22 protein-coding genes are annotated in these 23,226 nt (G+C 63.6%); 16 read left to right on the forward strand and 6 right to left on the reverse strand.

The window, feature by feature from the left end; genetic code table 11:
• Positions 1 to 125: 125 nt before the first annotated feature.
• From G3N97_RS04775 to G3N97_RS04810, 8 genes are all read left to right on the forward strand, one after another.
• The gene (locus G3N97_RS04775) at positions 126 to 1,190 is read left to right on the forward strand and encodes a phosphotriesterase (protein WP_205992177.1); all 1,065 of its coding nucleotides are present in this window, start codon (positions 126 to 128) and stop codon (positions 1,188 to 1,190) included.
• Positions 1,187 to 2,164 carry a phosphotriesterase gene (locus G3N97_RS04780; RefSeq protein ID WP_205992178.1) on the forward strand — a complete coding sequence of 326 codons (978 nt, stop codon included), beginning with the start codon at positions 1,187 to 1,189 and terminating at the stop codon, positions 2,162 to 2,164. The genes G3N97_RS04775 and G3N97_RS04780 overlap by 4 nt, the downstream gene beginning before the upstream one ends.
• 27 nt (positions 2,165 to 2,191) lie before the next feature.
• The gene (locus G3N97_RS04785) at positions 2,192 to 3,310 is read left to right on the forward strand and encodes an FAD-dependent monooxygenase (RefSeq protein WP_205992179.1); all 1,119 of its coding nucleotides are present in this window, start codon (positions 2,192 to 2,194) and stop codon (positions 3,308 to 3,310) included.
• 3 nt (positions 3,311 to 3,313) lie between these two features.
• A complete protein-coding gene (locus tag G3N97_RS04790) occupies positions 3,314 to 4,255 on the forward strand; it encodes an alpha/beta hydrolase (RefSeq protein WP_205992180.1) in 942 nt (313 codons plus the stop codon).
• Positions 4,252 to 5,187: an MBL fold metallo-hydrolase gene (locus G3N97_RS04795; RefSeq protein WP_205992181.1), complete on the forward strand. Its 936-nt coding sequence runs from the start codon at positions 4,252 to 4,254 to the stop codon at positions 5,185 to 5,187. The genes G3N97_RS04790 and G3N97_RS04795 overlap by 4 nt, the downstream gene beginning before the upstream one ends.
• Positions 5,184 to 6,869 (forward strand): CocE/NonD family hydrolase, encoded by a 1,686-nt coding sequence (locus G3N97_RS04800; protein WP_205992182.1) that lies wholly within the window; start codon positions 5,184 to 5,186, stop codon positions 6,867 to 6,869. Before G3N97_RS04795 ends, G3N97_RS04800 begins: the two co-directional genes overlap by 4 nt.
• 197 nt (positions 6,870 to 7,066) lie before the next feature.
• The gene (locus G3N97_RS04805; RefSeq protein WP_205992183.1) at positions 7,067 to 8,062 is read left to right on the forward strand and encodes a transporter; all 996 of its coding nucleotides are present in this window, start codon (positions 7,067 to 7,069) and stop codon (positions 8,060 to 8,062) included.
• A 13-nt stretch (positions 8,063 to 8,075) separates the two neighbouring features.
• Complete coding sequence (locus G3N97_RS04810; protein ID WP_205992184.1) at positions 8,076 to 9,266, forward strand: MFS transporter; 1,191 nt, start codon at positions 8,076 to 8,078, stop codon at positions 9,264 to 9,266.
• Positions 9,267 to 9,370: 104 nt separating this feature from the next.
• Here the strand turns inward: G3N97_RS04810 and G3N97_RS04815 are convergent, their stop codons facing one another.
• A complete protein-coding gene (locus G3N97_RS04815; protein WP_346778018.1) occupies positions 9,371 to 10,333 on the reverse strand; it encodes an NAD(P)-dependent oxidoreductase in 963 nt (320 codons plus the stop codon).
• Between G3N97_RS04815 and G3N97_RS04820 the strand changes: the two genes are divergently transcribed.
• Genes G3N97_RS04820 through G3N97_RS04830 form a run of 3 tightly spaced genes read left to right on the forward strand, consistent with a single transcriptional unit; the run spans position 10,332 to position 12,144 of the window.
• Positions 10,332 to 10,571 carry a hypothetical protein gene (locus G3N97_RS04820; protein WP_205992185.1) on the forward strand — a complete coding sequence of 80 codons (240 nt, stop codon included), beginning with the start codon at positions 10,332 to 10,334 and terminating at the stop codon, positions 10,569 to 10,571. The genes G3N97_RS04815 and G3N97_RS04820 overlap by 2 nt on opposite strands.
• A gap of 50 nt (positions 10,572 to 10,621) precedes the next feature.
• Positions 10,622 to 11,134, forward strand: a complete 513-nt coding sequence (locus tag G3N97_RS04825) for an SRPBCC domain-containing protein (protein ID WP_205992198.1) — start codon at positions 10,622 to 10,624, stop codon at positions 11,132 to 11,134.
• Complete coding sequence (locus G3N97_RS04830; RefSeq protein ID WP_205992186.1) at positions 11,131 to 12,144, forward strand: NAD(P)-dependent alcohol dehydrogenase; 1,014 nt, start codon at positions 11,131 to 11,133, stop codon at positions 12,142 to 12,144. Before G3N97_RS04825 ends, G3N97_RS04830 begins: the two co-directional genes overlap by 4 nt.
• A 64-nt stretch (positions 12,145 to 12,208) precedes the next feature.
• Here G3N97_RS04830 and G3N97_RS04835 read toward each other — a convergent pair whose 3' ends face one another.
• The gene (locus G3N97_RS04835; protein ID WP_205992187.1) at positions 12,209 to 12,370 is read right to left on the reverse strand and encodes a hypothetical protein; all 162 of its coding nucleotides are present in this window, start codon (positions 12,368 to 12,370) and stop codon (positions 12,209 to 12,211) included.
• Between G3N97_RS04835 and G3N97_RS04840 the strand changes: the two genes are divergently transcribed.
• Complete coding sequence (locus tag G3N97_RS04840; RefSeq protein ID WP_205992188.1) at positions 12,369 to 13,544, forward strand: hypothetical protein; 1,176 nt, start codon at positions 12,369 to 12,371, stop codon at positions 13,542 to 13,544. The genes G3N97_RS04835 and G3N97_RS04840 overlap by 2 nt on opposite strands.
• A gap of 27 nt (positions 13,545 to 13,571) precedes the next feature.
• Here G3N97_RS04840 and G3N97_RS04845 read toward each other — a convergent pair whose 3' ends face one another.
• Positions 13,572 to 15,941, reverse strand: coding sequence for a TonB-dependent siderophore receptor (locus tag G3N97_RS04845; RefSeq protein ID WP_205992189.1), 2,370 nt, complete (start codon positions 15,939 to 15,941; stop codon positions 13,572 to 13,574).
• Positions 15,942 to 16,196: 255 nt separating this feature from the next.
• On the opposite strand from G3N97_RS04845, the gene G3N97_RS04850 reads away from it, so the two are divergent.
• On the forward strand, positions 16,197 to 17,012 hold the full coding sequence (locus G3N97_RS04850; RefSeq protein ID WP_205992190.1) for a helix-turn-helix transcriptional regulator: 816 nt from the start codon (positions 16,197 to 16,199) through the stop codon (positions 17,010 to 17,012).
• An 8-nt stretch (positions 17,013 to 17,020) separates the two neighbouring features.
• On the opposite strand, the gene G3N97_RS04855 is transcribed toward G3N97_RS04850, so the two are convergent.
• Positions 17,021 to 17,461 carry a GNAT family N-acetyltransferase gene (locus tag G3N97_RS04855; RefSeq protein WP_205992191.1) on the reverse strand — a complete coding sequence of 147 codons (441 nt, stop codon included), beginning with the start codon at positions 17,459 to 17,461 and terminating at the stop codon, positions 17,021 to 17,023.
• Between the two features lie 511 nt (positions 17,462 to 17,972).
• Here G3N97_RS04855 and flhD point away from each other — a divergent pair.
• Both flhD and flhC read left to right on the forward strand, forming a co-directional pair.
• Positions 17,973 to 18,290 (forward strand): flagellar transcriptional regulator FlhD, encoded by a 318-nt coding sequence (flhD, locus tag G3N97_RS04860; protein WP_205992192.1) that lies wholly within the window; start codon positions 17,973 to 17,975, stop codon positions 18,288 to 18,290.
• A gap of 30 nt (positions 18,291 to 18,320) precedes the next feature.
• Positions 18,321 to 18,926: a flagellar transcriptional regulator FlhC gene (flhC, locus tag G3N97_RS04865; RefSeq protein WP_205992199.1), complete on the forward strand. Its 606-nt coding sequence runs from the start codon at positions 18,321 to 18,323 to the stop codon at positions 18,924 to 18,926.
• Positions 18,927 to 19,017: 91 nt separating this feature from the next.
• On the opposite strand, the gene G3N97_RS04870 is transcribed toward flhC, so the two are convergent.
• Both G3N97_RS04870 and hisD read right to left on the reverse strand, forming a co-directional pair.
• Positions 19,018 to 20,409, reverse strand: a complete 1,392-nt coding sequence (locus G3N97_RS04870; RefSeq protein ID WP_205992193.1) for a GntP family permease — start codon at positions 20,407 to 20,409, stop codon at positions 19,018 to 19,020.
• A gap of 232 nt (positions 20,410 to 20,641) precedes the next feature.
• Positions 20,642 to 21,955 carry a histidinol dehydrogenase gene (gene hisD / locus G3N97_RS04875; protein WP_205992194.1) on the reverse strand — a complete coding sequence of 438 codons (1,314 nt, stop codon included), beginning with the start codon at positions 21,953 to 21,955 and terminating at the stop codon, positions 20,642 to 20,644.
• 197 nt (positions 21,956 to 22,152) lie between these two features.
• Between hisD and G3N97_RS04880 the strand changes: the two genes are divergently transcribed.
• A complete protein-coding gene (locus G3N97_RS04880; protein WP_205992195.1) occupies positions 22,153 to 23,199 on the forward strand; it encodes a LacI family DNA-binding transcriptional regulator in 1,047 nt (348 codons plus the stop codon).
• Positions 23,200 to 23,226: the final 27 nt, after the last annotated feature.

Genomic DNA, 23,226 nt, shown 5'->3' on the forward strand with positions numbered 1-23,226 from the left:
TGCCCGGTGCTTTGTCATAACAATACAACATTGTAATCAATGAACAGGAGACATCCTCTTGAGTCGCATGACCGTTTCTATCGCTGGCGACGTGCATCGCAGCCCTGAGTCCCTCGGAGGCCGACATGTGCGTTAAACACAGCCAGGGCGTCCCGGAACCGACGCTGCCCTTCACGTCCCTCATCCTTGCCGCGCGCAACGACGGCGGCGTCGAGGCCGGGACCGTCAACACGGTGCTCGGCCCCGTCGACGCCCGCGAACTGGGCATCACGCTGATCAGCGAATCGCTGCTGTACGTGTTGCCTGGCGCGCAGTACGCCTATGACCTCAAGTTCGATCGCGCCGAGATCTTCGACGCCATCGCGGCCAAGCTGCGCGCGTTCAAGGCGGCAGGCGGCGGCGCGATCGTCGACGCGAGCGGCATGTTCGAGGGGCGCGATCTGCGCCTCTACGAAGCGCTGTCACGCGCGACCGGCGTGCATATCGTCGCGTCGACCGGGCAAGGTCCGGAAGCCATGCTCGGCGGCTACTTTCTGACGCCGCAGACCAATCCGCCCGCGCCCTGGCCGGCCGCGAAGTTCGCCGAGATGTTCGGCCGCGAAGTGAACGAAGGCATGGTGGTGCCGCGTTTCGAGCGCCGTGCGCCCGCGGGCCTCGTCGCCACGGCGGTGACCCGCAGCGGCATGACGCCGACCGACGGCAGCCTCGTGCGCGGCGCGGCGCGCGCCGGTTCGACCTACGGCGTGCCCGTCTTCATCCGATACGGCGCCGACGCGCTGGAAGACATGCAGCTCGCGCTCGACGAAGCGCTGAACCCGGATCGTCTGGTCATGGGCGGCATGGATCGCCGCGACGCCGTCGCCAAAGACTGGCCGATGGCGGTTGCACGCGCGGGCGTGCGCGTCGGCATCGACCACATTGGTTCGACCGACCCGCTCTACATCACCGACGCCGAGCGCGTCGACCTGATCGTCGCGTTGATCGAAGCAGGCCACGTCGATCGCATCGTGCTCTCGTCGAGCGCCACCGGCATCGCGTTCGGCGAAACCGGCAACGATCTGCCCTACTGCGACGTGCTGACGACATTCGCGCCGATGCTCGAGGCGGCCGGCGTGTCGCAGGCACACATCGCCCACATTCTGATGACCAACACCGCCCAACTCCTGAGCGTCAACGGGGAAGCCAAATGACACGCGTAAATACAGTGCTGGGCACGATTTCGGCGGCGGAGCTTGGCTTTGTTGCGATCCACGAACACATCGGCTACGGCATGCCCGGTTGCGAGCTCGACAGCCGCTGGTGGAAGACGCCGGAGCAGCGTTATGAAGAGACGGTGCCGAAGCTGCGCCAGTTTCACGAGAACACGAAACCGTGGGGCGCGGCGACCTTCGTGGAAGCCACGGGCATCTGCAACGGCCGCGACATCGACTACTACAAGTCGCTCTCCGACAAGACCGGCGTGCACATCGTCGCGAGCACGGGCTTCGTCGGCGGCGACACCGCGTTGCCGTTCTTCGAGCGCGCGAGCGTCGAGTATCTGACCGACCAGTTCGTGCACGAGATCACGGTCGGTATCGGCGATACGGGCGCGAAGGCCGGGATCATCAAGGTGGGCGTGAGCCGCGGCTTCAAGATGAAGGAGCTCGACCTGCGCATCTATCGCGCGGCGGCGCGCGCCTCGCGCATCACGGGCGCGCCGATTTTCACCCACCTCGCCGTCGACTCCGCGCCGGCGCTGAACATCTTCGCGGAAGAAGAACTGCCCTGCCATCGCGTGCTGTTCGGCCACGCCGACGATGGCGTCAGTCAAGGTCTCGTCAACGAGAAAGGCATTCTGGACGCGGGCGGCCGGATTGGCTTCGACACCTTCGGATACGACCTCGAATTGCCCGATCCGCCGTTCTGGGGCCGCCATCGTCAGGAGCGTCTCAAGCACTTCCTGCGCTTCCTCAACACCGGTCTGGTGAAGCAGGTGCTGGCCTCGGCGGATGCGAACTGCTCGCCGCTCGGCTGGCCAGGCGTGAAGGGCCACACCGTGAATTATCTGTTCGAACAGCTCTTGCCCGACCTGCGCGCCGAAGGCGTCGAGGACGCGGTCATCGACCAGCTGTTCGTGCAGAACACGGCCGAGTTCCTCGCCCTGACGCCGAACCCGCAGCATTGACAGAACAATCAACTCAAGAGACACATCATGACACCCGGTAATTTGAAGAACCTGAATATCGCCGTGATCGGCGCCGGTTATGCCGGCGCCACGGCCGCGCTGGCGCTGAGCCAGGCCGGCGCCACGGTGACGGTCTACGAGCAGGCGCAAGAAGTGAAAGAGGTCGGTGCCGGGATCGGCCTGCGTCCCTCCACGATGGATCAGTTCCGCAAGCTCGGGATATTCGAGCGCATCGCCGCCGTGACGTCGGCGAGCGATTATTTCGAAATCCTCACGGCACTCGGCCAACGCATCGCGATGGAAGAGTGGCCCGAAAAAGAAGCCTTCGGCGCGACCACGCGCTTCGTGCATCGTGGCGACTTTATCGACGCGCTGCTGGGCGTGCTGCCCGAAGGCATGGTGAAGCTGAATCACCGTCTGAGCCAGATCGTCGATAACGGCACTAGCGCCACGGCGGTCTTCGCGAACGGCGTGAGCGTGACGGCCGATCTGATCGTCGGCGCCGACGGCATTCGCTCGCAGGTGCGCCAGCATCTGTTCAGCGACAAGCCGCCGGTTTTCGCGGGCGAACACGCGTATCGCGCCGTCATTCCGGCGGCGGACACCTGCGGTCTCGTGGACGACGGCAACCTGCGCATGTACGTGGGTCACGGCACCAAGATCTATTTGCTGCCGCTGCGTCATCGCGACGAAGTGTCGTTCGACGTCACGTGCCTCGCGACCGACTCCACGCCCGCGCCGGTGGCGAGCAAGGAACAGTTGCTGAAGGTCGTGGCGGGCTTCGATCCGCAACTGGTGGCGATCACCGAGGGACTCGACATGGACAAGGTGAACCTGCGCGCCGTGTACGACATCGACCCGGTGCCGACGTGGCACTCGAATTCGGTCGTGCTGATCGGCGATGCGGCGCACGCGATGCTGCACCATCAGGGACAAGGCGCGAACTCGGCGGTGCTGGACGCCGGCGCACTCGCCGCCTGCCTGCGCGAAGCCGATTCGATTCCGCAAGCGCTGGCGCAATTCCAGGCCAGCCGCAAGCCCGTCACCGACGAACTTCAACGTCTGTCGCGCCAAAGCTGGAGCGAGAACGAAGTCCAAAGCGTCTTCCCGAGCCAGCATCAAGGCGAACTCGCCGCACGGAGCTAAATCATGGCCCTTCATCCTCAGGTTGCCCAGTTCATCGCTTCCCTGCCGCCCCCGCCGCCGGGACCGCTCAATCCGGTCGCCATGCGCGCGGCCGACGAAAGCCACGTTGCGCCCATGGAGCAGCGCCTGCCCGTGCACGCCGTCACCGACCGGATCTTGCCGACGACGACCGGTGACGTGCCCGTGCGCGTCTACCAGCCGACGGCGGCGGACAAGCATCCGCTGCTCGTGTATTTCCACGGCGGCGCATTCTTTCTCGGCAGCCTCAACACGCACGATCACATTGCGCGCGCGCTGGCCAATGCGGCGCAATGCGCCGTCGTGGCGGTCGATTACCGGCTGGCGCCCGAACATGCGTTTCCCGCGGGTCTGAACGACTGCTACGCCGCGCTTGAGTGGATCGCACAGCATGGCCGCGAGCCGGAGAGCGGCATCGGCTGGAATGGCGAGACGCTGGTGGTGGCCGGCGACAGTTCGGGCGGCAACTTCGCGGCCGCCGTCACCGCGATGGCGCTCGATGCGGGCCTGAACTGCATCACGCATCAGGTGCTCTATTACCCGTCGCTCGATCTCGACTTCGATGTCGAGCGCTACGCGTCGCTGAAGACCAACGCCGTCGGCAACGGTCTGGAGACCGCGTCGCTGAAACCGTTCAACGCGTTCTACATCGACAGCGGCGCCGAGCCCGCCAACCCGCTGGTCTCGCCGATCAAGCGTAAAGATCTGACCGGACTGCCCGCGGCGCTCATCATCACGGCGGAGTGCGATCCGCTGCGTGACGAGGGCGAGTTGTATGGCCACGACCTGAAGCAGGCGGGCGTCCCCGTGAAGGTGCATCGCTACGAGTCGGCGGCGCATGGCTTTGTCCAGTACTTCGCCTGGCTTCCCGAGTTTCAGGGCGTATTCGCCGAGACGGCCGATTTCATCCGGAATCCTCAACGATGAAAACCGTCGATATCCACCCGCTGTTCTCGCAGTGGGGACGCTTTGGTCTCTACAGCTTTTTCATCGACGGCAGCGAACCGGCGATTGTCGATACGGGCATCGCCGCTTCGCCCGCCAACGGCATCGCGCCGGCGCTCGCGCAACTGGGCCGGCGCATCGAAGACGTGCGCTGGATTCTGCTGACGCACGGACACATCGACCATATCGGCGGCGCGCACGCGCTGTGGGAACTCACGGGCCGCAAAGCCAAAATCGTGATTCACGAAGCGGACGCGCCGTTCCTTCGTTCCCGCCGCACGCATGTCGACGAGTATCTGGCCGCGCGCGGCCGCTATATCGACGACGCGGGCGCGGAAGCGAAGTTGACGGCCGCCTGCGAGGCCGCGATCTCCGGCGAAATGGAACCCGACGTGATCGTGCGCCACGGCGATGAAATCTCGCTGGGACCGGACGTGAAGATCACGGTGCATTCCGTTCCAGGCCACACGGCCGGATCGGTCGCGTACGTGGTGGAAGGCCAGCGGGACGTTTTCGTCGGCGACACGGTGCAGATTCACGGCGCCGCCAACGGCTTTCCGAGCTACGCCGATCCGGACGCGTACCGCGCGAGCCTGCTGCACCTGCGCGATCACGTAAAGCCGAACCGCCTGTTCCTCGGCCATCCCTATCGCAGCCAGAACGCCGAATCGCTCGGCGTGGTGCTCGATCGCGAACAGGCGGCCGCAAAGATCCAGGAAAGCCTCGACATCGAGGCCCGCGTGCGCGCCGCCACCGAACAATTCGGCCTCGACGGCGACGCCGTTGCGAAAGCCTCCTGTTCGCCCTTCTGCTGTATCGCGCAATACCTGCGCTACGAGGGCGATCCCACGCTCGAACCCTCTCCGTTTTTCACCACTATGCACGGCTACTTCCACAAGGGTTATCGGTCATGATCGTCGTACACAAAGACCTGCGCGTTCCGATGCGCGACGGCGTTCATCTGGCTGCCGATGCCTATCACGCCAAAGGCGACGAGCCGCGTCCGGCGCTGGTCGCACTGAGCCCTTACGGCAAAGAACTTCAGGCGCTGGCGCTCACCATGCCGCCGCAGCGCCGCCCTTCTCCGCTGTGGGACGGCTGCATCGAAGCCGGTGACATCGCGCGCGTGGTGAAGGAAGGCTACGTGCACGTGATCGGCGATGTGCGCGGCTCGGGCGCTTCCGAAGGCGAACACATCGGCAACTACAACGCGGGCGGCGTGCCGCTCGGGCAGGACGCGTACGACTTCATCGAATGGGTCGCCGCGCAGCCGTGGTGCAACGGCGTCGTCGGCATGATCGGCATTTCGTATTTCGGCTCCATGCAGATTTTTGCCGCCGCCGAACGGCCGCCCCATCTCAAGGCCATTTTCGTCAGCGGCGGTCACTTCGACTTCTATGAGACGACCTATCACGGCGGCGTGATGTGGTTCATGCCGCGCGCGGCGCGCGAAGGCCGCGGCGGCGATTCGGGCTGGGCGTTCACGCATCGGCACAAGTCGCGCATGCTGGAAGCGTACTCCGAGGAAGAGGTTCGCCAGCGCGTGGCCGAGCGTCTCGCCGATCCCGACGTCGCGGCCTGGCCGAACCTCGTGCATGTGCTGAACTATCCGATTCACCATGAATCGTGGTTCGACATCGTCACCAATCACCTCGACGGCGAGTGGTACGAAGAACAGAATCCGATCAACCTGGCGAGCAACATCGACATCCCGGTGTATCTGCAGATCAACCAGGGCCGCGGCTGGACCGTCGATGGAACCCTCGAGCTTTTCGACGTGCTCAACGGCCCAAAGAAGCTGGAGATCGGGCCGTATCCGCCGATGCAGACGCGCCCGTGGGTGGACGAGCACGACACCATGTTCCGCTGGTACGACTACTGGCTCAAGGGTATCGACAACGGCATCATGGACGAGCCGCCGGTGAAGGTGCATGTCGAAGGCAGCCGCCAGTGGATGAGCGGCGAGCATTGGCCCGTCACGCCCGTCGAATACCGCTCGCTGTATCTGCGTACGCGCAGCAAGCTGGCGTTCGAACCCGAGCCGCTCGATGCGGAGCATGCGCATGCGGACGGCTTCTATCAGGCGCCGCTGACGGTCGTCGACAAGGTCGAAAAACTGACGTGGTCCACCGAGCCGTTCCAGAGCGCGACGTCGGTGCATGGCGTGGGCGCGGCGCATCTCTACGCGGCCATCGATCAGGACGACACGAACTTCATTCTGCGCATGTGGGACGAAGCGCCGACCGGCAAGCGTCAACTCGTCACGACGGGTTTTCTCAAGGCGTCGCATCGCGAACTCGACGAGCGGACCACCGAAGGCAATCCGTACCATCCGCACACCCGCAGCGTGCCGGTCGAGCCTGGCGTGATCAACGAATACGTGATTCGGCTCTATCCGTTCGCCAATGAGTTCAAGCCCGGACACAAGCTGGTGGTCGAGCTGATGTGCAACGAGCCGATGGTGGATGAGCACAACTCGCTGTTGCCGCCCGACGCGTTCCATCTGCCCGTTGGCCGCGCCGTGAGTCACACCATTTACCGGGATGCAACGCATCTGTCGCGCCTCGTTCTGCCTTTCGCGTCATCGAGCCGATAACCGGCGAGGTGACGGCAGCAGTTGAACCAGCCTGAAGCAATCCGTGAATGAACGGATGAAGAGTCGTTCATTTTAATCGGACTACGAAGTATTTAATCATAAGAAACGGCCGCGACGGGATCGTCGCGGACCGTTCGCCATCGACGAAGACGTTGATTGACATGCAATAAACAGTACTACTATATAAAGGAGACAGCATGACAAACGAAATCGGATATCACAGCAGATTCGGTCGAGTCGGGCAGGCCGTCGTGGGCGCCACATTGGCCGCGATGTCATGCCTCGGGCAGGCGTCGACCTATCAACCGGCCGGCATCGACCTCGGCGCCACGACGTTCAACGACGCATTCGGCTCGACGGAGCCGGGCTGGACGAGCATTCAACTCCTCCAGTACGAACACAACACGAACTTCTATACGAACACGGGCGCGCGCAGCCCGGCGTTCAAGGACGCGCAGCTCAACGCGCTGGTCTGGATGCCGCAGATCGTCTATACGTCGCCGATTCATATTCTCGGCGGCTCGCTCGGGTTCACGGCGATGCTGCCGGTTGCCTGGCTGAATTCGCACTCGACCGAATTCAATCCCTACGCGCCCACGCTGACCTCGCGTTCCGGTGTCGGCGACATTACCTTCGGTCCGTTCTTGCAGATGGCGCCCGTGATCAGCAACGGTCGCCCGGTTTTTGTGCAGCGTTTCGAGTTCGACGTCATTGCGCCCACGGGCGCGTACGATCCGAACCGGCTCGTCAATCCGGGCTCGAACTTCTGGTCGCTCAATCCGTACTGGTCGGTGACGATTCTGCCTACGCCGCAGACCGAAGTGTCGGTGCGTATGCACTATCTGTACAACCTGAAGAACACCAATCCGGGCATCAATAACCCCTTCGAAGTGCCCGACATGATGAACTTTCAGGCGGGCCAGGCGGTGTGGGCCAATTTCGCGGCGGCCTACAAAATCTTGCCGAATCTCGAAGTGGGCCTGAACGGCTTCTGGTTCCGCCAGATCACCGACGACCGCGTCAACGGCGCGAGCCAGGCCGCGGCCCGCACGGCGAATCTCTCGCTGGGCCCGGGCGCCGAGTGGACCATCAGTCGACATGACTTCGTCTTTGCCAACCTCTATTTCCCCGTCGTCGAACGTAACACCTACTCTGGCACGCACGTGAATCTGCGCTGGATTCATGCGTTCTGACAAGGAGACGAACATGCAACAGGCAAGCCAACTCCCGAAAATCGAAAGCGCCCGAGGCATGGCCGCGCTGATGATTGCCCATTGCGCCGGCATGCTGGATCTGGTCGCGCTGCCGTTGTGGGTCGGCACACTGGTCGCGTACTATCGTCTCAATCCGCAACAGGCCGGCACCTTGCCGACGCTGTTTCTGATCGGCGCGTCCTTGTCGAGTGTATTCTTTGCATCGCGCTTCAATCGCGTGAACGCGCGGTGGGCCGCCGTCGCGGGCTTTGCGATTGCGTCGCTAGCGTTCGCGCTGTGTTACGGCCAGACGAGCATGATCACGCTGGCGCCCCTGCATTTCGCAGGCGGCCTGGCGGCGGGAACCGCGCTCAGTTTTACGCACGGCACCATCGGGCGCGCGCTCAATCCGCACCGCGTTTTTGCATGGTCCGGATTGTCGATCGGGATATTCGGCATCGTGTTTCTGGGCGGCGCGCCGGGCTTGCTGGCCAGATTCGGCGGCGCGACCTTGTTCATGGGCTTTGCTGCAATCATGGCACTGGCCGCGGTGATGGGCGTGCTGTCTTTCCCGCGTCCGAGCCGCCAGGACGATGAGCATCGACCGGTTTCGTCGGCGCGCGTTCAACCGCTTTCGCGCGCGGTCTGGTGCTCGATCGTCGGCATCGCCCTGCTCGCGATGACCCAGGCGATGACGCTGAGCTTTTACGAACGCATCGGCATCGCACGCGGTTTTGGGCGCGAGATGGTGACGCTGGCGCTCGTGCTCTATGGGATCGTCACGCTCTTTCCCGCGCCGTTGGCCGGTTTGCTCGAAAAGCGCATCAAGGCGACCACGGTGATTTCACTCGGGCCGATCATGCAGGCGGTGTTCGCCATGATCGTGACGCATACCGAGAGTTATGTGTTGTTCGCCGCTTCCGGGGCGCTGATGGCATTCACGATTCTGTTCACGCACACCTTTGCATTTGGTCTGCTGGCCCGACTGGACCCGAGCGGACGCGCGGTGGCGGCCACGCCCGCGATGCTGATGGTGGGCGCGGCCATCGCACCTTTTCTCGGCGGCACGCTGGTCAAGTTCATTGGCTTCGGTGCGATCGGCTATGCGGCGATTGCACTCGTTGCGATAGAACTGCTGTTGTTCAACCTGACGCGCCTCGCCGTGCGAGACGAATCATCGCTAGAACAAGTGCCGGTGGTGTGACTTAGAGCGCCTCCGCCCGCCATCCATGCGCTGACGTTGCTGAACACGTCAGCGCCTTATCTACATCGTCCGCTGCGTTGCGTCGTCCCGCCCAGCGGCGTCTTTCATTCGATTCGCGCCGATTCGGCATCGAACAGACGCACCACCGCCGTCATGTTCTCCTCACTCAAGCCCTTGGCGATCGCGTCATCGAACACGCTGCGCGCGGCGGACAATGTCGACGCGACGGAGCCCGCTTGCGCCAGCGCATAACCAAAGTCTTTCGCGATCAGGCCAATCGGGAATTGCGGACGAAACTCGCCCGCCAGCATGCTCCCCGACAGGTAATGATCGACGGGCGCCCAAACGGACGTGCCTGAAATCGCGCTCAAGATCGCACGCGCATCCGCGCCCTGCTTGCCGAGCATGCCGACGATTTCCGCCAGCGCGGTCACGTGAACGCCGAGCAGCGAATTGGTCGCAAGTTTGGTTAGCGCGCCCGCGCCCACCTCGCCGACATGATGAAGCGCCGAGCCCATCGCGCGCAGCACGTCAGCCGCACGCTCGATATGCGCCGTTTCGCCGCCGATGAAATACACCAGTTGTCCCGCCTCGGCCTGAGGACGCGAACCGGACACCGGCGCTTCGAGAAACGCGATGCCCTGCGCGCGCGCCGCTGCCGCGAGTTCGCGCGTCCAGTCAGGCGAGAGCGTCGAACTGTCGATCGCAATCGCCCCTTCGCACATGCCGCCGAATGCGCCCGTCGCGTCATCGCACCAGACGGCGCGCGAAGCATCATCGTCGCGCACCATGGCGATCACGCAGTCCGCGTTCGCCGCCGCTTGCCGCGGCGTATCCGCGCGCTTCGCGCCTGCCGCGACCAATGCGTCACACGCCGCCGCCGAACGATTCCAGACCGTAACGGCAAACCCCGCGCCAAGCAGCTTGTTGGCCATGCGGGAACCCATGGCGCCGAGGCCGAGAAATGCAATGTTTTTCATCTTGAGTCCGTGAAGATCGCGCCATGCACACGCCGCGCACGACCGGTTCATGCCGCGTTGAAAGTCGTAGAAAGTATTCGACAGCATGATGCTGCCGCGCGGCGTGCAGCGCCAATCAGATATCGATATCCATCGTATCAAGCGTGCTGATATCAGCTACGCAGGCCACGACAGCACGGCGCAATCGCGCCGATTCGCTCCAGATATCATCGTTCGTAATGACAAAAATACGAACATCCGATTGGATCTATTTCAGCGAACCGGCCATCATGGCGCAGCGCTTTTCGGCAACGTGTCACCATACGACTCGTTGCTGGTTCACTGAATTCGCGCCGGACGTATCGCGCCGGCGCTCGAAGGAGCAATGCCATGCAAATGAATGCGATCATCTGGCCCGAGGGCTATACCCCCGGCTTCACCGACAACTTCTGCTCGAACGAAGTGATCGTCGCGGGCTTGAGCGCCGCCGACGTCTGGCCGCTGCTGAGCGTCCCCGCGCGCTGGCCGGAGTATTACGCGAACTCCGCGAATATTCGCTTCCACGACGGCAAAGGCCCCGTGCTCGAAAACGGCGTGCGCTTTTACTTCGAGACGTTCGGCTTTCCCGTCGAATCGCAATGCACCGAATATGTCGCGCCGGCCAACGGACAGCCAGGCCGGGTGGCGTGGCATGGCTGGGCGGGCGAAGGCGATTCGCGTCTCGATGTGATCCATGCGTGGCTCGTCGAGGATCTCGACGGCAAACGCGTGCGCATCCTCACGCAGGAAAGCCAGAAGGGCAAGCCCGCAGTCGAACTGCATAACACGAAGCCGAATCCGATGATCAACGGTCATCAGGACTGGCTCGACGGCCTCGTCGCCGCCGCACGCAAGGTGAAACAGGCATGAAAGCGATCGTGGTACGTAAGCCAGGTGGCCTCGATCACCTGCAACTGGCCGACCTGCCCGATCCGGGGCAACCCGCTGCGGGCGAAATCCGCGTGAAGCTGCACGCGAGTTCGCTGAACTTTCACGATCTGCTGGTCGCCAACGGCGGCATTCCCACCGACGACGGCCGCGTGCCGATGGCCGACGGCGCGGGCGTGGTGGAAGCCGTCGGCACAGGCGTGAGCGAATTCAAACCCGGCGATCACGTGGTGTCGTGTTTCTTTCCGCACTGGCCCGCCGGTCCCGCGTTCGCCGAGGTCGGCAATTTCCAGGGCACGCCGGGCGACGGCATCGACGGCTTCGCAGCGGAATATGCAGTTCGCCCCGCCAATGCGTTCACGCACGCGCCGCGCGGCTGGACGCATGCTGAATCGGCGACGATCACGACTGCGGGACTGACCGCATGGCGCGCGCTGGTCGGCGACGGCCAGTTGAAAGCGGGCGACACCGTGCTCACGCTCGGCACCGGCGGCGTGTCGATCATCGCCTTGCAGATCGCCAAGGCGATGGGCGCGCGCGTAATCGTGACGTCCTCGTCGGACGACAAACTCGCGCGTGCGCGTGGACTGGGCGCGGACGACGGCGTCAATTACCGCACGACGCCCGAATGGGGCCGCGCCGTGCGCGAATTGACGGGCGGCCGTGGCGTGGATCACGTCGTCGAACTCGGCGGCCCGGGCACGCTCGCCCAGTCGATCGACGCCGTGCGCGTGGGCGGCCATATTTCGCTGATCGGCGTGCTCACGGGCCGTCAAGGCGATGTGCCGACTTCGGTGCTCATGGCGAAACAGGCCCGTCTGCAAGGGCTGATTGTCGGAAGCCGCCAGCAGCAGCAGGACTTCGTCGCCGCGCTGGAGCAGACACGCATTCGCCCGGTGCTCGATCGTAGCTTCGGTCTCGAACAACTCGCCGATGCATTCCGTTTTCAGGAAAGCGGCGGTCACTTCGGCAAGGTGGTGATCGAGTGGTAATCCGCTCGTAGACACCACGACTGAAACCGGCAACACGGCGCGGCCGCCACGACGGCCGCGCCGTTCATTCTTGATTCAGACAGACACGTATGCGTTTCACCAGCAGAATCATCGCGAGCCTGTTGCTGGCGATATTGCCGCTGACGGTTTTTGCGTCCGGCAACGGAGCGACGGAATCGGCCAGCGCGAGTAAAAAGACGCTGCTCAAGGCCATCGTGCTCAGCATGGGAACCGACAGCTCATCGGTCACGAACCCGCAGTACGACACGCTCTTCCAGCAAGGCAACGCTGAAGCCGGCGTGGCAGCGGTCATCGCCGCAGGGAAATTCTTCATCAACGGCTATGCGATGCCCGGCACGGCCTCGGCGTATGCCAAAGCGTATCCGGATGGATTCCGCGTGAACCAGGTGCCGTGGCTCTATTACGATGCAAGCGCCGCGACGTGGAAAGGCGGTTTTCACGGCGAGAAAACCGCACCGTCTTATCAAGCCGCTGCGCTTGCGGTTGCGAGCGGCATCGTCGCCGGACTCGAAGTCCGCTTGTACGACACGACCGGCAACGGCTACACCGATCTGATCGAAGCCGATTACAAGGAAGGAACCGCCGTCAATCGCATCACGCGCAACGGCGACGGCAGCTACAGCGTGTATCGCGGCGATATCGACACGGCTAACCAGACAGCCAACGACGGACGCGTGTTCGACGGCGCGCACTTCACGTCGACGTCGGGCGAGACAATCAAGCCCGCGAATTTCGACAAGACCATCAAAACCGGCGATATTGCGCTGTTCTGGTACGGCCCGGATGGTTGGATCATGCAGCGTGCGAAAGAAGCGCACGGCCTGTTCGTCGATGGCGCGGATCACCAGTCTTACGATATCGGCGGCACCGTCTATCAGGACGCCATGCGCTTCTCGCGAGACAACGTATTGATTTCGAATCGCCCCGGTGAATTCGTCAATGCGCAGAAGTATTTCCATCTGAACAACAACCACGATGGCTGGAAAGTCAGCCTGTGGCTGGTGCCGACGACCTGGCCGTCCGCGCAGGGCGCGCCGGTGGCCATCACCAGTCCGTCGAACAGCCGCGCATTTCTGACGAAGGCGATTGCGACGGCAAAGCAGCGGCTGGCCAGCGCGACGGTCAGCCGTGACGGCTCGGACGTGCCCGCATCGCGACAATGGGTGACGCAGGATGCGCACACGCAATTGAGCCAGGCGATCAGCCGGGCCGATGCCGCGCTGGCGTCGACATCAAGTTCGGCATCGCTGCTCGACTATCAGGTGTATCTGCTTTATCTCGCGCTCAATGGAAGCGGCAACGACATCGGCGCGAAGTTTGCAGGATTCACCTACACGGGTTTTGACAAGGCGCTCAAGCCGGGAACGCTCGCGCAATAACGATTGCGCGAGCCTGACGACGCCGCCTCAACGCGACGGCGCCGCTTCCAGCAGCGTGGACGACAAGGCCGGATCGGCCTCGATCTCGCTTTCGGTGAAACGGAAACGCTGCCACGCGCCGCTCGCGAACTCGCGCGTCGCGTCGATGAAATGCGGCGAAGCGGGATCGTCCGAGAGCGAGTGAGCGAGCATCGTGTCGGCGTTCACGCCTTGCGGGCCGAAGCTCACGACCTGCACATAGCTGTCGCCGTGGCCGCTGCCGTCCATTGCATAACCGCCGGCGTTCAGCGGATGCTGCGCGCACACCACCGTGAAATAGCCCGCGTCGTTGCAGCCGCCGTAGAGCGGCACGCGCGCCGCGCCGCGCTGCGTGTAGAGCAACTGGCCGCGCGTCGAATCGGCCGCGAAGCCGAGGCCGCGCAGCGGGCCGCCGTGCAGCGTGTAGTCGAGCCACGCCGACGCCGTATGGCGCGGAATGCCCCACACGCTCTTGCCTTGCAGCGACGTGGTGGTGCCGCTGATGGTGGTCGCCGTGTCGTTGGACTCGGTCGTCACGTCGTTCAGATACGTGTACGAGAGAATCAGGTTCAGGTCGTTCGTGAGGCTCGCGTGGCCTTCGAGTTCGAGCCCGCGCGCGCGCACTTCGCCCGCCTGCGTGTAGTAGCCCGAGTGATCGAGGTCGGCGGTCAGCACGTTGTGCTCGGTCAGGTTGAAGAGCGACGCGGTGACGAAGCTGTTGTAACCCGTCGGCTGATACTTCACGCCCACTTCGTATTGCTGCGCGGTGGTGGGCTTGGCCATGCCGCCGCCATACAGTTCGCCGACCTGCGGATCGAACGACTTCGAGAAGCTCGCGTAAGGCGCGATGCCGTTGTCGAACAGATAGACGAGACCGGTGCGCCACGTGAACGCGCGCGCCGACTGTGCCTCGTAGGTCGCGGTGACGGGGTTGTTGTCGTCGGCGTCGACCCAGTCTTCACGCGCGCCGATCAGGAAGCGCCACTTGCCGAACGCCATCTGGTCCTGCGCGTACACGCCGAGCTGCTTCTGGCGGATGTGATCGTATGACGTCTCGGACGGCATCGTGTTGTTGCCGTAGATCGGATCGAACACGTCGAGCGAGGACGCCGCGAAGTTCGCGCCCACGTCTTCGCCGTAGACCACGCGCTGGAAGTCGAAGCCGGCCAGCACGGTATGCGAGACCGGGCCGGTCGAGAATTTCGCCTGCGCCTGGTTGTCGATCGTGAAGACCTTCGCGGTTTCGCGGTTGTAGAACGTGTAGCGGTTCAGCGTCGTGTTCGAGCCCGAGGCGTAGCCGTACGGGAACACGTTGGTGAAGTCGTCCTTCACGTAGGTGTAGTGCGTGTTCTGGCGCACCGTCCAGGTTTCGTTGAAGCGGTGCTCGAACTGATAGCCCAGCGAGAGCTGCGTGCGCGAGTGATGATCGAAATCCGGATCGCCGACGTTGGTATGCGACGAGATCTTGCCGGCCGGATTGAACAGCACGGTGCCGACGGCGGGCACGAAGTTGTAATAGCCCACGTCCGGATCGCGCTGATACTTCGCGAGCACCGTGAGCGTGGTGTTCTGGTCGGGCTTCCACGTCACGGCGGGCGCGATGTAGATGCGCTTCTGGCGCGTGCCGTTCACCTGCGTGGTCGAGTCGAGGCCGGTGCCGGTCAGTCGATACGAGAGCTTGCCGTCCGAGGTCAGCGCGCCGCCCAGATCGAAGCCCGCCTGCACGCGATTGTGGCTGCCGGTCGTGAAGAACACTTCGTGGATCGGCGTGGTCGTCGGCTGCTTGCTGACGAGATTGGCCACGCCGCCGGGGTTGGCCTGGCCGTAGAGCACCGAGGCCGGGCCATGCAGCACGTCGATGCGTTCGAGACCGTACGGGTCGAAGTTGGGGATCGCGTAGCCGAAGCTGACGTCGCTCGGAATGCGCGCGCCGTCGAGGAACTGTTCGAGGTAGAAGCCGCGGCTGAAGAGATAGGGCGCGCCCGAGGCCGAGGCGCCGCGAATCTCCGAGGTGACGCTGGCGGTGTAGCGCAGCGCTTCGGCCACGCTCTGCGCGCCTTGCGCGGTCATCTGGTCGCTCGTGACCACGGAGACCGACTGCGGCGTTTCGATCAGCGGCGTATCGGTCTTGGTCGCCGACACCGAGGTGACGGCCACATAGCCGTCCGACGTCCCGGTCGCGCGGTTGCCGCGGTTGCTCGTCACCTTGACGGCGGGCAGCTGCCCGTCCGTGCCGTCCGTGCCGGTCGTGGTGGCGTTGTTATTCGTGGTGCTGCTGGTCGTCGTCGCGGTTTGCGCCTGGGCGGCGTGGAAGCCGCTCAGCAGGCAGAACAGCAAGGCATTGCTCAACGCGCTTGAAACGCGTACCCCGGTTTTCATGTGATTGACTCGCTGCTGTCGAGAAATGTGAATGAGAGTGATTCGTAATTACAAAGTAACAGACGATAATGCGTGCTCTTGGTGGCGCTCGATGGGCAAAACCGTGGGGAGTACGGCAGGTCAAGGCGACGCGAAAGCGGGCCCAGAGGCACTATAATCGGAGGCACTGACTTACGTCAGGACAACTTTGTCGTCAAAAAGGACATTTTTGGCGCATCAGACGTATCACGCCGCATATTTGTCATCGAATAAGACATGGCCGTACCTCGGCTCCAGACCTTCGGACAGAGTGCCGCTGCCAAAAAGGTGATCGCGCAGGCGATCGGCTACGCAGACGGCGCCCACGAAATTGCCCACATTCATCATCGCGCGCAGCTCATCTATGCGGCGGCCGGAATCGTGCGCGTCATCACGCCGGGCGGATTGTGGACGCTCAAGCCGGGCATGGCTTTGCTGATCGGAACACAAATCGAGCACGAATTGCACATGGTCGGCCAGACCGCGCTCCGCACGCTTTATATCGACCCGGACGCGCTGCCGCCGCTCGGCAGCGACTGCCGCGTGATCGCGCTCGACGATCTGCTGCGCGCGAGCATTCTGGCGATGTGCGCGACGGGCGAGGGCGGCGACGCGGAAGCCGTCGAACAGCGCGCGGCCCTGATCGTACCGCTGATCCTGCATCTGCTGGCGGAACGCATTGCGGGCGCGCCCACCGCGGCCGACGACGAGATGCGCCTCGCGCTGCCGGAGAACCCGCGTCTGCGCACGATCTGCGAAAGCCTGATCGGCGATGCCGCGAACGCCGACACGCTCGAACAATGGGCCGAACGCACGGGCGCGAGCGTGCGCACGCTCGCGCGGCTGTTTCGTCAGGAAACCGGGATGAGCTTCGTGCAATGGCGCGAGCGGCTGCGTCTGGAGGATGCGCTGTCGAGACTCTCGGTCGGTCACGCGCCCGGCGACGTCGCGCAGGCGCTCGGTTACGCCGATGTACGCACGTTCGCGGTGATGTTCCGGCGCGCGTTCGGCAGCACGCCCCAGCAGTTCCGGCAGAGTCTGAGCAAGGTCTGAGCGACCGTTCAGGCGGCGTCGCCGTCACGCGCGGCAAAGCGGTACGTGACGAAATGCGCGTCGCGCTCCACGGGCTCAAAACCGAGCGCCTCGTAAAAACGCATGGCGTCGTGATTGCACAGGAAGCACGACAGCATCAATGGCCGATTCGTTTGCGTCGCCCGTGACATGAGGGTGCGCATGATCGCGCCGCCCATGCCCCGATTGCGAAACGCCGGCTTCAGGATCAGCAAAGAGAGATGAAACGCCGCTTCATCGCTTTTCAGTACGAGATACCCGGCGATATCCTGTCCTCGAGCGATTAATTCGACATCGGCATCGCGATACGACGTTTCGAAGCGCGCCTGCTGAAACGCGTCGTTCCAGCCGAAAGTCCGGTCGATATGTTCATGCAGCGACGATTGATAAAGCGCGAAAAGCGCGGACCGGTCAAGCGGACCCTCGGCCATGCGAATCAATTCGAATGCCGGTGCTTTGCTCGCGTGAATTGCATTTTGAATCGGTGGCCGGTGGGCTTTCATGGATTGGGTATTTAATCGGCATTTTTAGCCGGATTCTTCCGGCATATCGCTCGATCGTCGAGTTCGATGCCCTATCTTATCCTGGTCAATCGACGTGATTCATCCGAGCTAAAAAACGCAGTACAAATGACCGGTCGCTACAACACATGAAGACTTAAATGCCGACACAACGAACGGGGAAGAAAATTCCATGCCCGGATCAGCGTTGACGCGATAAGGACTCTTCACCAACCGATGACGAGCGATTGATTAAATTCATTCGTGTGAACATTGACCGGACCTCAAGACGAGGACTAATCTGGAAATGCAAACATAACACCGCGCTTGATTCATCGGCCTGCATTCGGACCGCATAAGACCGCATCAACGCGAAGTTTCCGATGAAGCAATTCAGGCGTTCCGCGTGGCCATTCATAGACAATGATCGAGGCCAGAAACGATGAATACACTCGACATCCAGGAAAGCATTCGCGACGTCAATCTCTCCTATCTCGTGCTGGCGCAGCGCATGTTGCGCGAGGACCGCGCGGTGGGCATGTTCCGGCTGGGCTTGTCGGGGGAGGTCGCCGATCTGCTGTCGGGACTGTCGCTCGCACAGGTCGTGAAGCTCGCCACGTCGGACCATTTATTGTGCGCGTTCCGCTTCAACGATCAGATGCTGCTATCCGCGCTCGTGCAGCCTTCGAAGCACGCCGACATCGTCTCGACGCACGCGGCGATTCTGATGGCCGGACACCCGGTCGAACTGCTGGTCTAAGCGCTGCCCATCATGCCCACCACGAATACGATATCCCGCCGGAGCGTCACCGAGGACGCCCAAGAGGTTTTTCGTGCCGTCGCGCTGATCGAGCTCGGCGCGCGCATGCAGGTGCTGGAAAGCGAGCTGAGCCTGTCGCGCGACCGGCTGATCCGGCTGTATCGCGAAGTGCGGGGCGTGTCGCCGCCCAAAGGCATGCTGCCGTTTTCGGCCGACTGGTACATGCCGTGGCTGCCGAACATTCATGCTTCGCTGTTCTTCAACACCTATCTGTTTCTCAGGCGCGAGGCCAGTTGTTCGCATCTCGATGCGCTCACGAAGGGGTATCGGCTCTATCTCGAACATTGCAAACGCACCGAAGGCGAACCCGTGCTCGATCTCACGCGCGCGTGGACGCTGGTGCGTTTCTTCGAAGCCGAGATGCTGCAATTGACGCCGTGTTGTCGCTGCACCGGCAAGTTCGTGGCGCACAAGCACGACTTGCAGAAGGGCGTCGTGTGCGGCGCGTGTCAGCCGCCTTCGCGCGCGGGCAAGACGAGGAAAGCGGCGCGCGCGGTGGAGGAAGCAATCGCCGCGGTGATCGACGAAGAAACGAGCGTGATCGCCGTGAACGAGGCGGCGGCCGTGGCGGCTTGATATCGCTTGATAGGGCTTGATATCGACATCCGCAATGCACAACGCCAGCGCGTGATGCGCTGGCGTTGTGTTATGTCGAATCGCGGTGCAGTTAAACAAGTCCGGTAGTAAGAAACACCGCAATCACGAGAAACGAAGCCGCGACCTTAATGCCCGTCATGAAGAAAATGTCGCGATAGGCTTCGCGGTGCGTGAGCCCCGTGACGGCGAGCAGCGTGATGACCGCGCCGTTGTGCGGCAGCGTGTCCATGCCGCCCGCCGCCATCGACGCCACGCGATGCAGCACTTCGAGCGGAATGCCCGAAGCATGCGCGGAGGCGATGAAGCGATCCGCCATCGCGGCGAGCGCGATGCTCATGCCGCCCGACGACGACCCCGTGATGCCGGAGAGCAGATTGATCGTGACCGCTTCGTTGATGAGCGGATTCGAAATCGACTGCAGCGCGTGGGCGACCACCAGAAAGCCCGGCAACGCGGCGATCACGGCGCCAAAACCATATTCCGATGCGGTATTCATGGTCGCGAGCATCGCGCCGCCGACGGCGGCTTTCGAGCCGTCCGCGAAGGTGCCGCGAATCGACGCGAAGCCCGACAGCAACACCACGAAAATGCCGCTGCACAGCGCGCCGAGCACGGCCCAGATCGCGTTGATCTTGGCGATCTCGATGCTGATCGGCGCGCTCATGCCCGGCAGGCTGAACGTGTAGGTGGCCGGATACCACTGCGGAATCAGGCGCGTCAGCACCAGATTCACCACGCCGACGATCACGAGCGGCAGGATGGCGACGAGCGGATGCGGCAGCTTCACGTCGTCGGCGGTGACGGGCTCGTTACGCAGATTCGTGCCGTAGCCTTCGCCTTTGCGTTGCGCGCGGCGGCTCTGCACTTCGAGATAGACCACGCCCGCGACGAAGATGAACGCCGAGCCAATCAGGCCGAGCCACGGCGCGGCCCACGACGTCGTCTTGAAGAACGTCGTCGGGATGATGTTCTGGATTTGCGGCGTGCCGGGCATCGCGTCCATCGTGAACGTGAAGGCGCCGAGCGCGATGGTCGCGGGCATCAACCGCTTGGGAATGCCGCTCTGGCGGAACATTTCGGCGGCGAACGGATAGACCGCGAACACCACGACGAACAGCGAGACGCCGCCATACGTGAGCAGCGCGCAGACGATCACGATGACCGGAATCGCGCGGTCGCGTCCGAGCACGCCGATCACGGCGGCGACGATCGAGCGCGACGCGCCCGACAGTTCGACCAGCTTGCCGAAGATCGCGCCGAGCAGAAACACGGGGAAGTAGAGCTTGATGAAGCCGACCATCTTGTCCATGAAGAGGCCGGTAAACACGGGCGCGACCATGGAGGGATCGGTCAGCAGCACCGCGCCGAGCGCGGCGATGGGGGCAAACAGAATCACGCTGTAGCCGCGATACGCTGCCAGCATGAGAAAGCACAATGCGGCCAGCGCAATGATGACGCTCATCGAATTTCCTTGTTGTTGTCGTGCGGGTCGAGTGGCGTGGACGGCGTGAAAATCGACGCGCGCCTGGAGACACGGGAACGCGGGATCGCGCGATCCCGTTCCCGTTTCGACCTTCGTGGGGTGCGTGTTCACCGGCGCGGCGCAGCGGCCGCGCCGGTGAAACCGGCGGTCTCCTGATGGCGAGGCGCAAGCCTCGCCGCCGAACGCTACGACGCTGCGATGCGTCGCGGTGTTATGCCGGCACAGCCGAGCCGTAAGGCACATCCTGCTGGCCGTAACGGCGCACGCGAATGTTCGCCTGTTCGCCGTGCGCGATCATCCCTTCGATCGCGCACAGACGCGAGCAGTACGAGCCGATCAGCGCGCTGGCCTCGTCGGTGAGCACCTTCTGATACGTGCAGGTCTTGATGAACTTGCCGACCCACAGGCCGCCCGTGTAACGCGCGGCCTTGCCCGTCGGCAGCGTGTGATTCGTGCCGATCACCTTGTCGCCGAACGCGACGTTGGTGCGCGCGCCGAGGAACAGCGCGCCGTAGTTCTTCATGTTGTCGAGGAAGTAGTCCGGATCGCGCGTCATCACCTGCACGTGTTCCGAGGCGATGCGGTCGGCTTCCTGCACCATTTCCTCGTAGCTGTCGGCGACGATCACCGCGCCGTAATCGCGCCACGACACGCCCGCCGTGTTGGCCGTCGGCAGAATCTTGAGGATGCGTTCGACTTCGGCGATGGTGTCCTGCGCGAGCTGCATCGAGTTCGTCAGCAGGATCGCGGGCGTGTTGAAACCGTGTTCGGCCTGGCCGAGCAGGTCGGTTGCGCAGAGTTCGGCGTCCACGCTGTCGTCGGCGATCACGAGGGTTTCGGACGGTCCGGCGATCAGGTCGATGCCGATACGGCCGAACAACTGGCGCTTCGCTTCGGCGACGAACGCATTGCCCGGACCGACGACCATCGAGACCGGATCGATGCTCTGCGTGCCGAGCGCCATCGCGGCGATCGCCTGCACGCCGCCGAAGGTGTAGATCTCGTCGGCGCCGCCGAGATGCATGGCCGCGACCACGGCCGGATTCGGGCGGCCCTGCACGGGCGGCGACGCCGTGATGATGCGCGGCACGCCCGCGACCTTGGCCGTCACCACGCCCATATGCGCCGACGCGACGAGCGGAAACTTGCCGCCCGGCACGTAGCACGCGACGCTGTCGACCGGCATGTTCTTGTGGCCGAGCACCACGCCCGGCAGCGTTTCGACTTCGATATCGCGGATCGATTCGCGCTGCGCCTGCGCGAAGTTGCGCACCTGCGCCTGAGCGAACTTGATGTCGTCGAGCTGGCCTTGCGAGAGCGAACGCACGGCGGCGGCGATCTCGTCGTCGGACAGGCGGAAGCGCTCGGGCGACCAGTTGTCGAATTTCGCGGACAGCTCGTGCACGGCTTCGTCGCCGCGCGCGGTGACGTCGGCGAGGATGCCCGTGACCGTGTCGCGGACCTTGGCGGCGTCTTGCGACGATTCTTCGGCGGTGCGGCCGTGCTTCAAGTAGTGGATTGCCATGGTTGTTCCTGAGAGAGCGGGGACCCGTTCGCGCCGCCGTTGCGCTGCGCTTTGCGTCGGCTTTGCGTTACGATTGGACGCAAATTTAGCGCAAGCCTTTATGCAAATGCAGTGCAAATAGTCCCGACTTACCCTGGGATACCCGCTGCGCAAGCCTTATGCAAGGCTGTCATGACCGCAAGATTCAGGACGAATTCATGCAAAAAAATGCAAACAAAAGCGGCAGGCCGAAAACCGCGAAGGTCAGGCTCGACGACGTGGCCGCGCGGCTCGGCGTGTCGGTCTCGACGGTGTCGCGCTCGCTCGCCGGGCATCCCGCCATCAGCACGCAGACGCGCGAGGCCGTGCAGGCCGTCGCGGCCGAACTCGGCTATCGCATTCCCACGCAGGGGCGGCGCGCGCGCAAGTCGGAGACGCGGCTGATCGGCGTGGTGGTCGGCGCGCTGCACAACCGCTTCATGACCGTGCTGCTCACGCATCTGCACGACGCGTTGCAGGAGTTCGGCTACCAGATCACGCTGATGATCGACCCGATGAACGACGCCGGAAACCTGCTCGCGTTTCGTCCGCTGATCGACGGCTATCTCGACGGTCTCGTGTTCGCGACGGCGACGCTCGATTCGCCCGTCGTCGCCGAAATGCAGCGGCGCGGCATTCCGCTCGTGCTGGTGGTGCGTTCGGTGGACGACGTGGCGGTCGATACGGTCGAGATCGACAACGTGCATGCGGGCGCGGTCGCGGCCGAGCATCTGTATCAGCTCGGGCATCGGCGCATCGGTCTGGTGATGGGGCCGAAGAACACGTCCACGAGCCGCGACCGCGCGCGCGGCGCGCTCGAATGGCTCAAGGGCGCGGGCGTGCAGGCGGACGCGCTGTCGATCGTGTGGGGCGACTACACGACCGAAGCGGGCTATTCGAGCACGATGGCGCTGCTCGGCGAGGCCGAGCCGGTGACGGCGATCGTCGCGGGCAACGACACGATCGCGCTGGGCGTGCTCGAAGCGGCAAGCCGCAGCGGCATCGCGGTGCCGGAGCAACTGTCGATTATCGGTTTCGACGACATGCCGATGGCGGGTTCGCCGCTCGTCGGCCTGACGTCGATCCGGCAGCCGGTCGAAGCGATGGCGCGCACGGCGGCGCGGCGCATCGTCGAGCGCATTCGCGCGGGCGGCATGGGCGCGCCGACGCGCGACGTGCTGCCGATTCAACTGCTCAGGCGCGAGTCGACGGGGCCGCTGAAGTGAGCGGCGTGCGATGGCCGTCGCGTCAAG

Origin of the sequence: Paraburkholderia sp. Ac-20347 (genome assembly GCF_017104805.1) — a bacterium.
In the GTDB taxonomy this organism is placed as follows: Bacteria; Pseudomonadota; Gammaproteobacteria; order Burkholderiales; family Burkholderiaceae; genus Paraburkholderia; species Paraburkholderia tropica.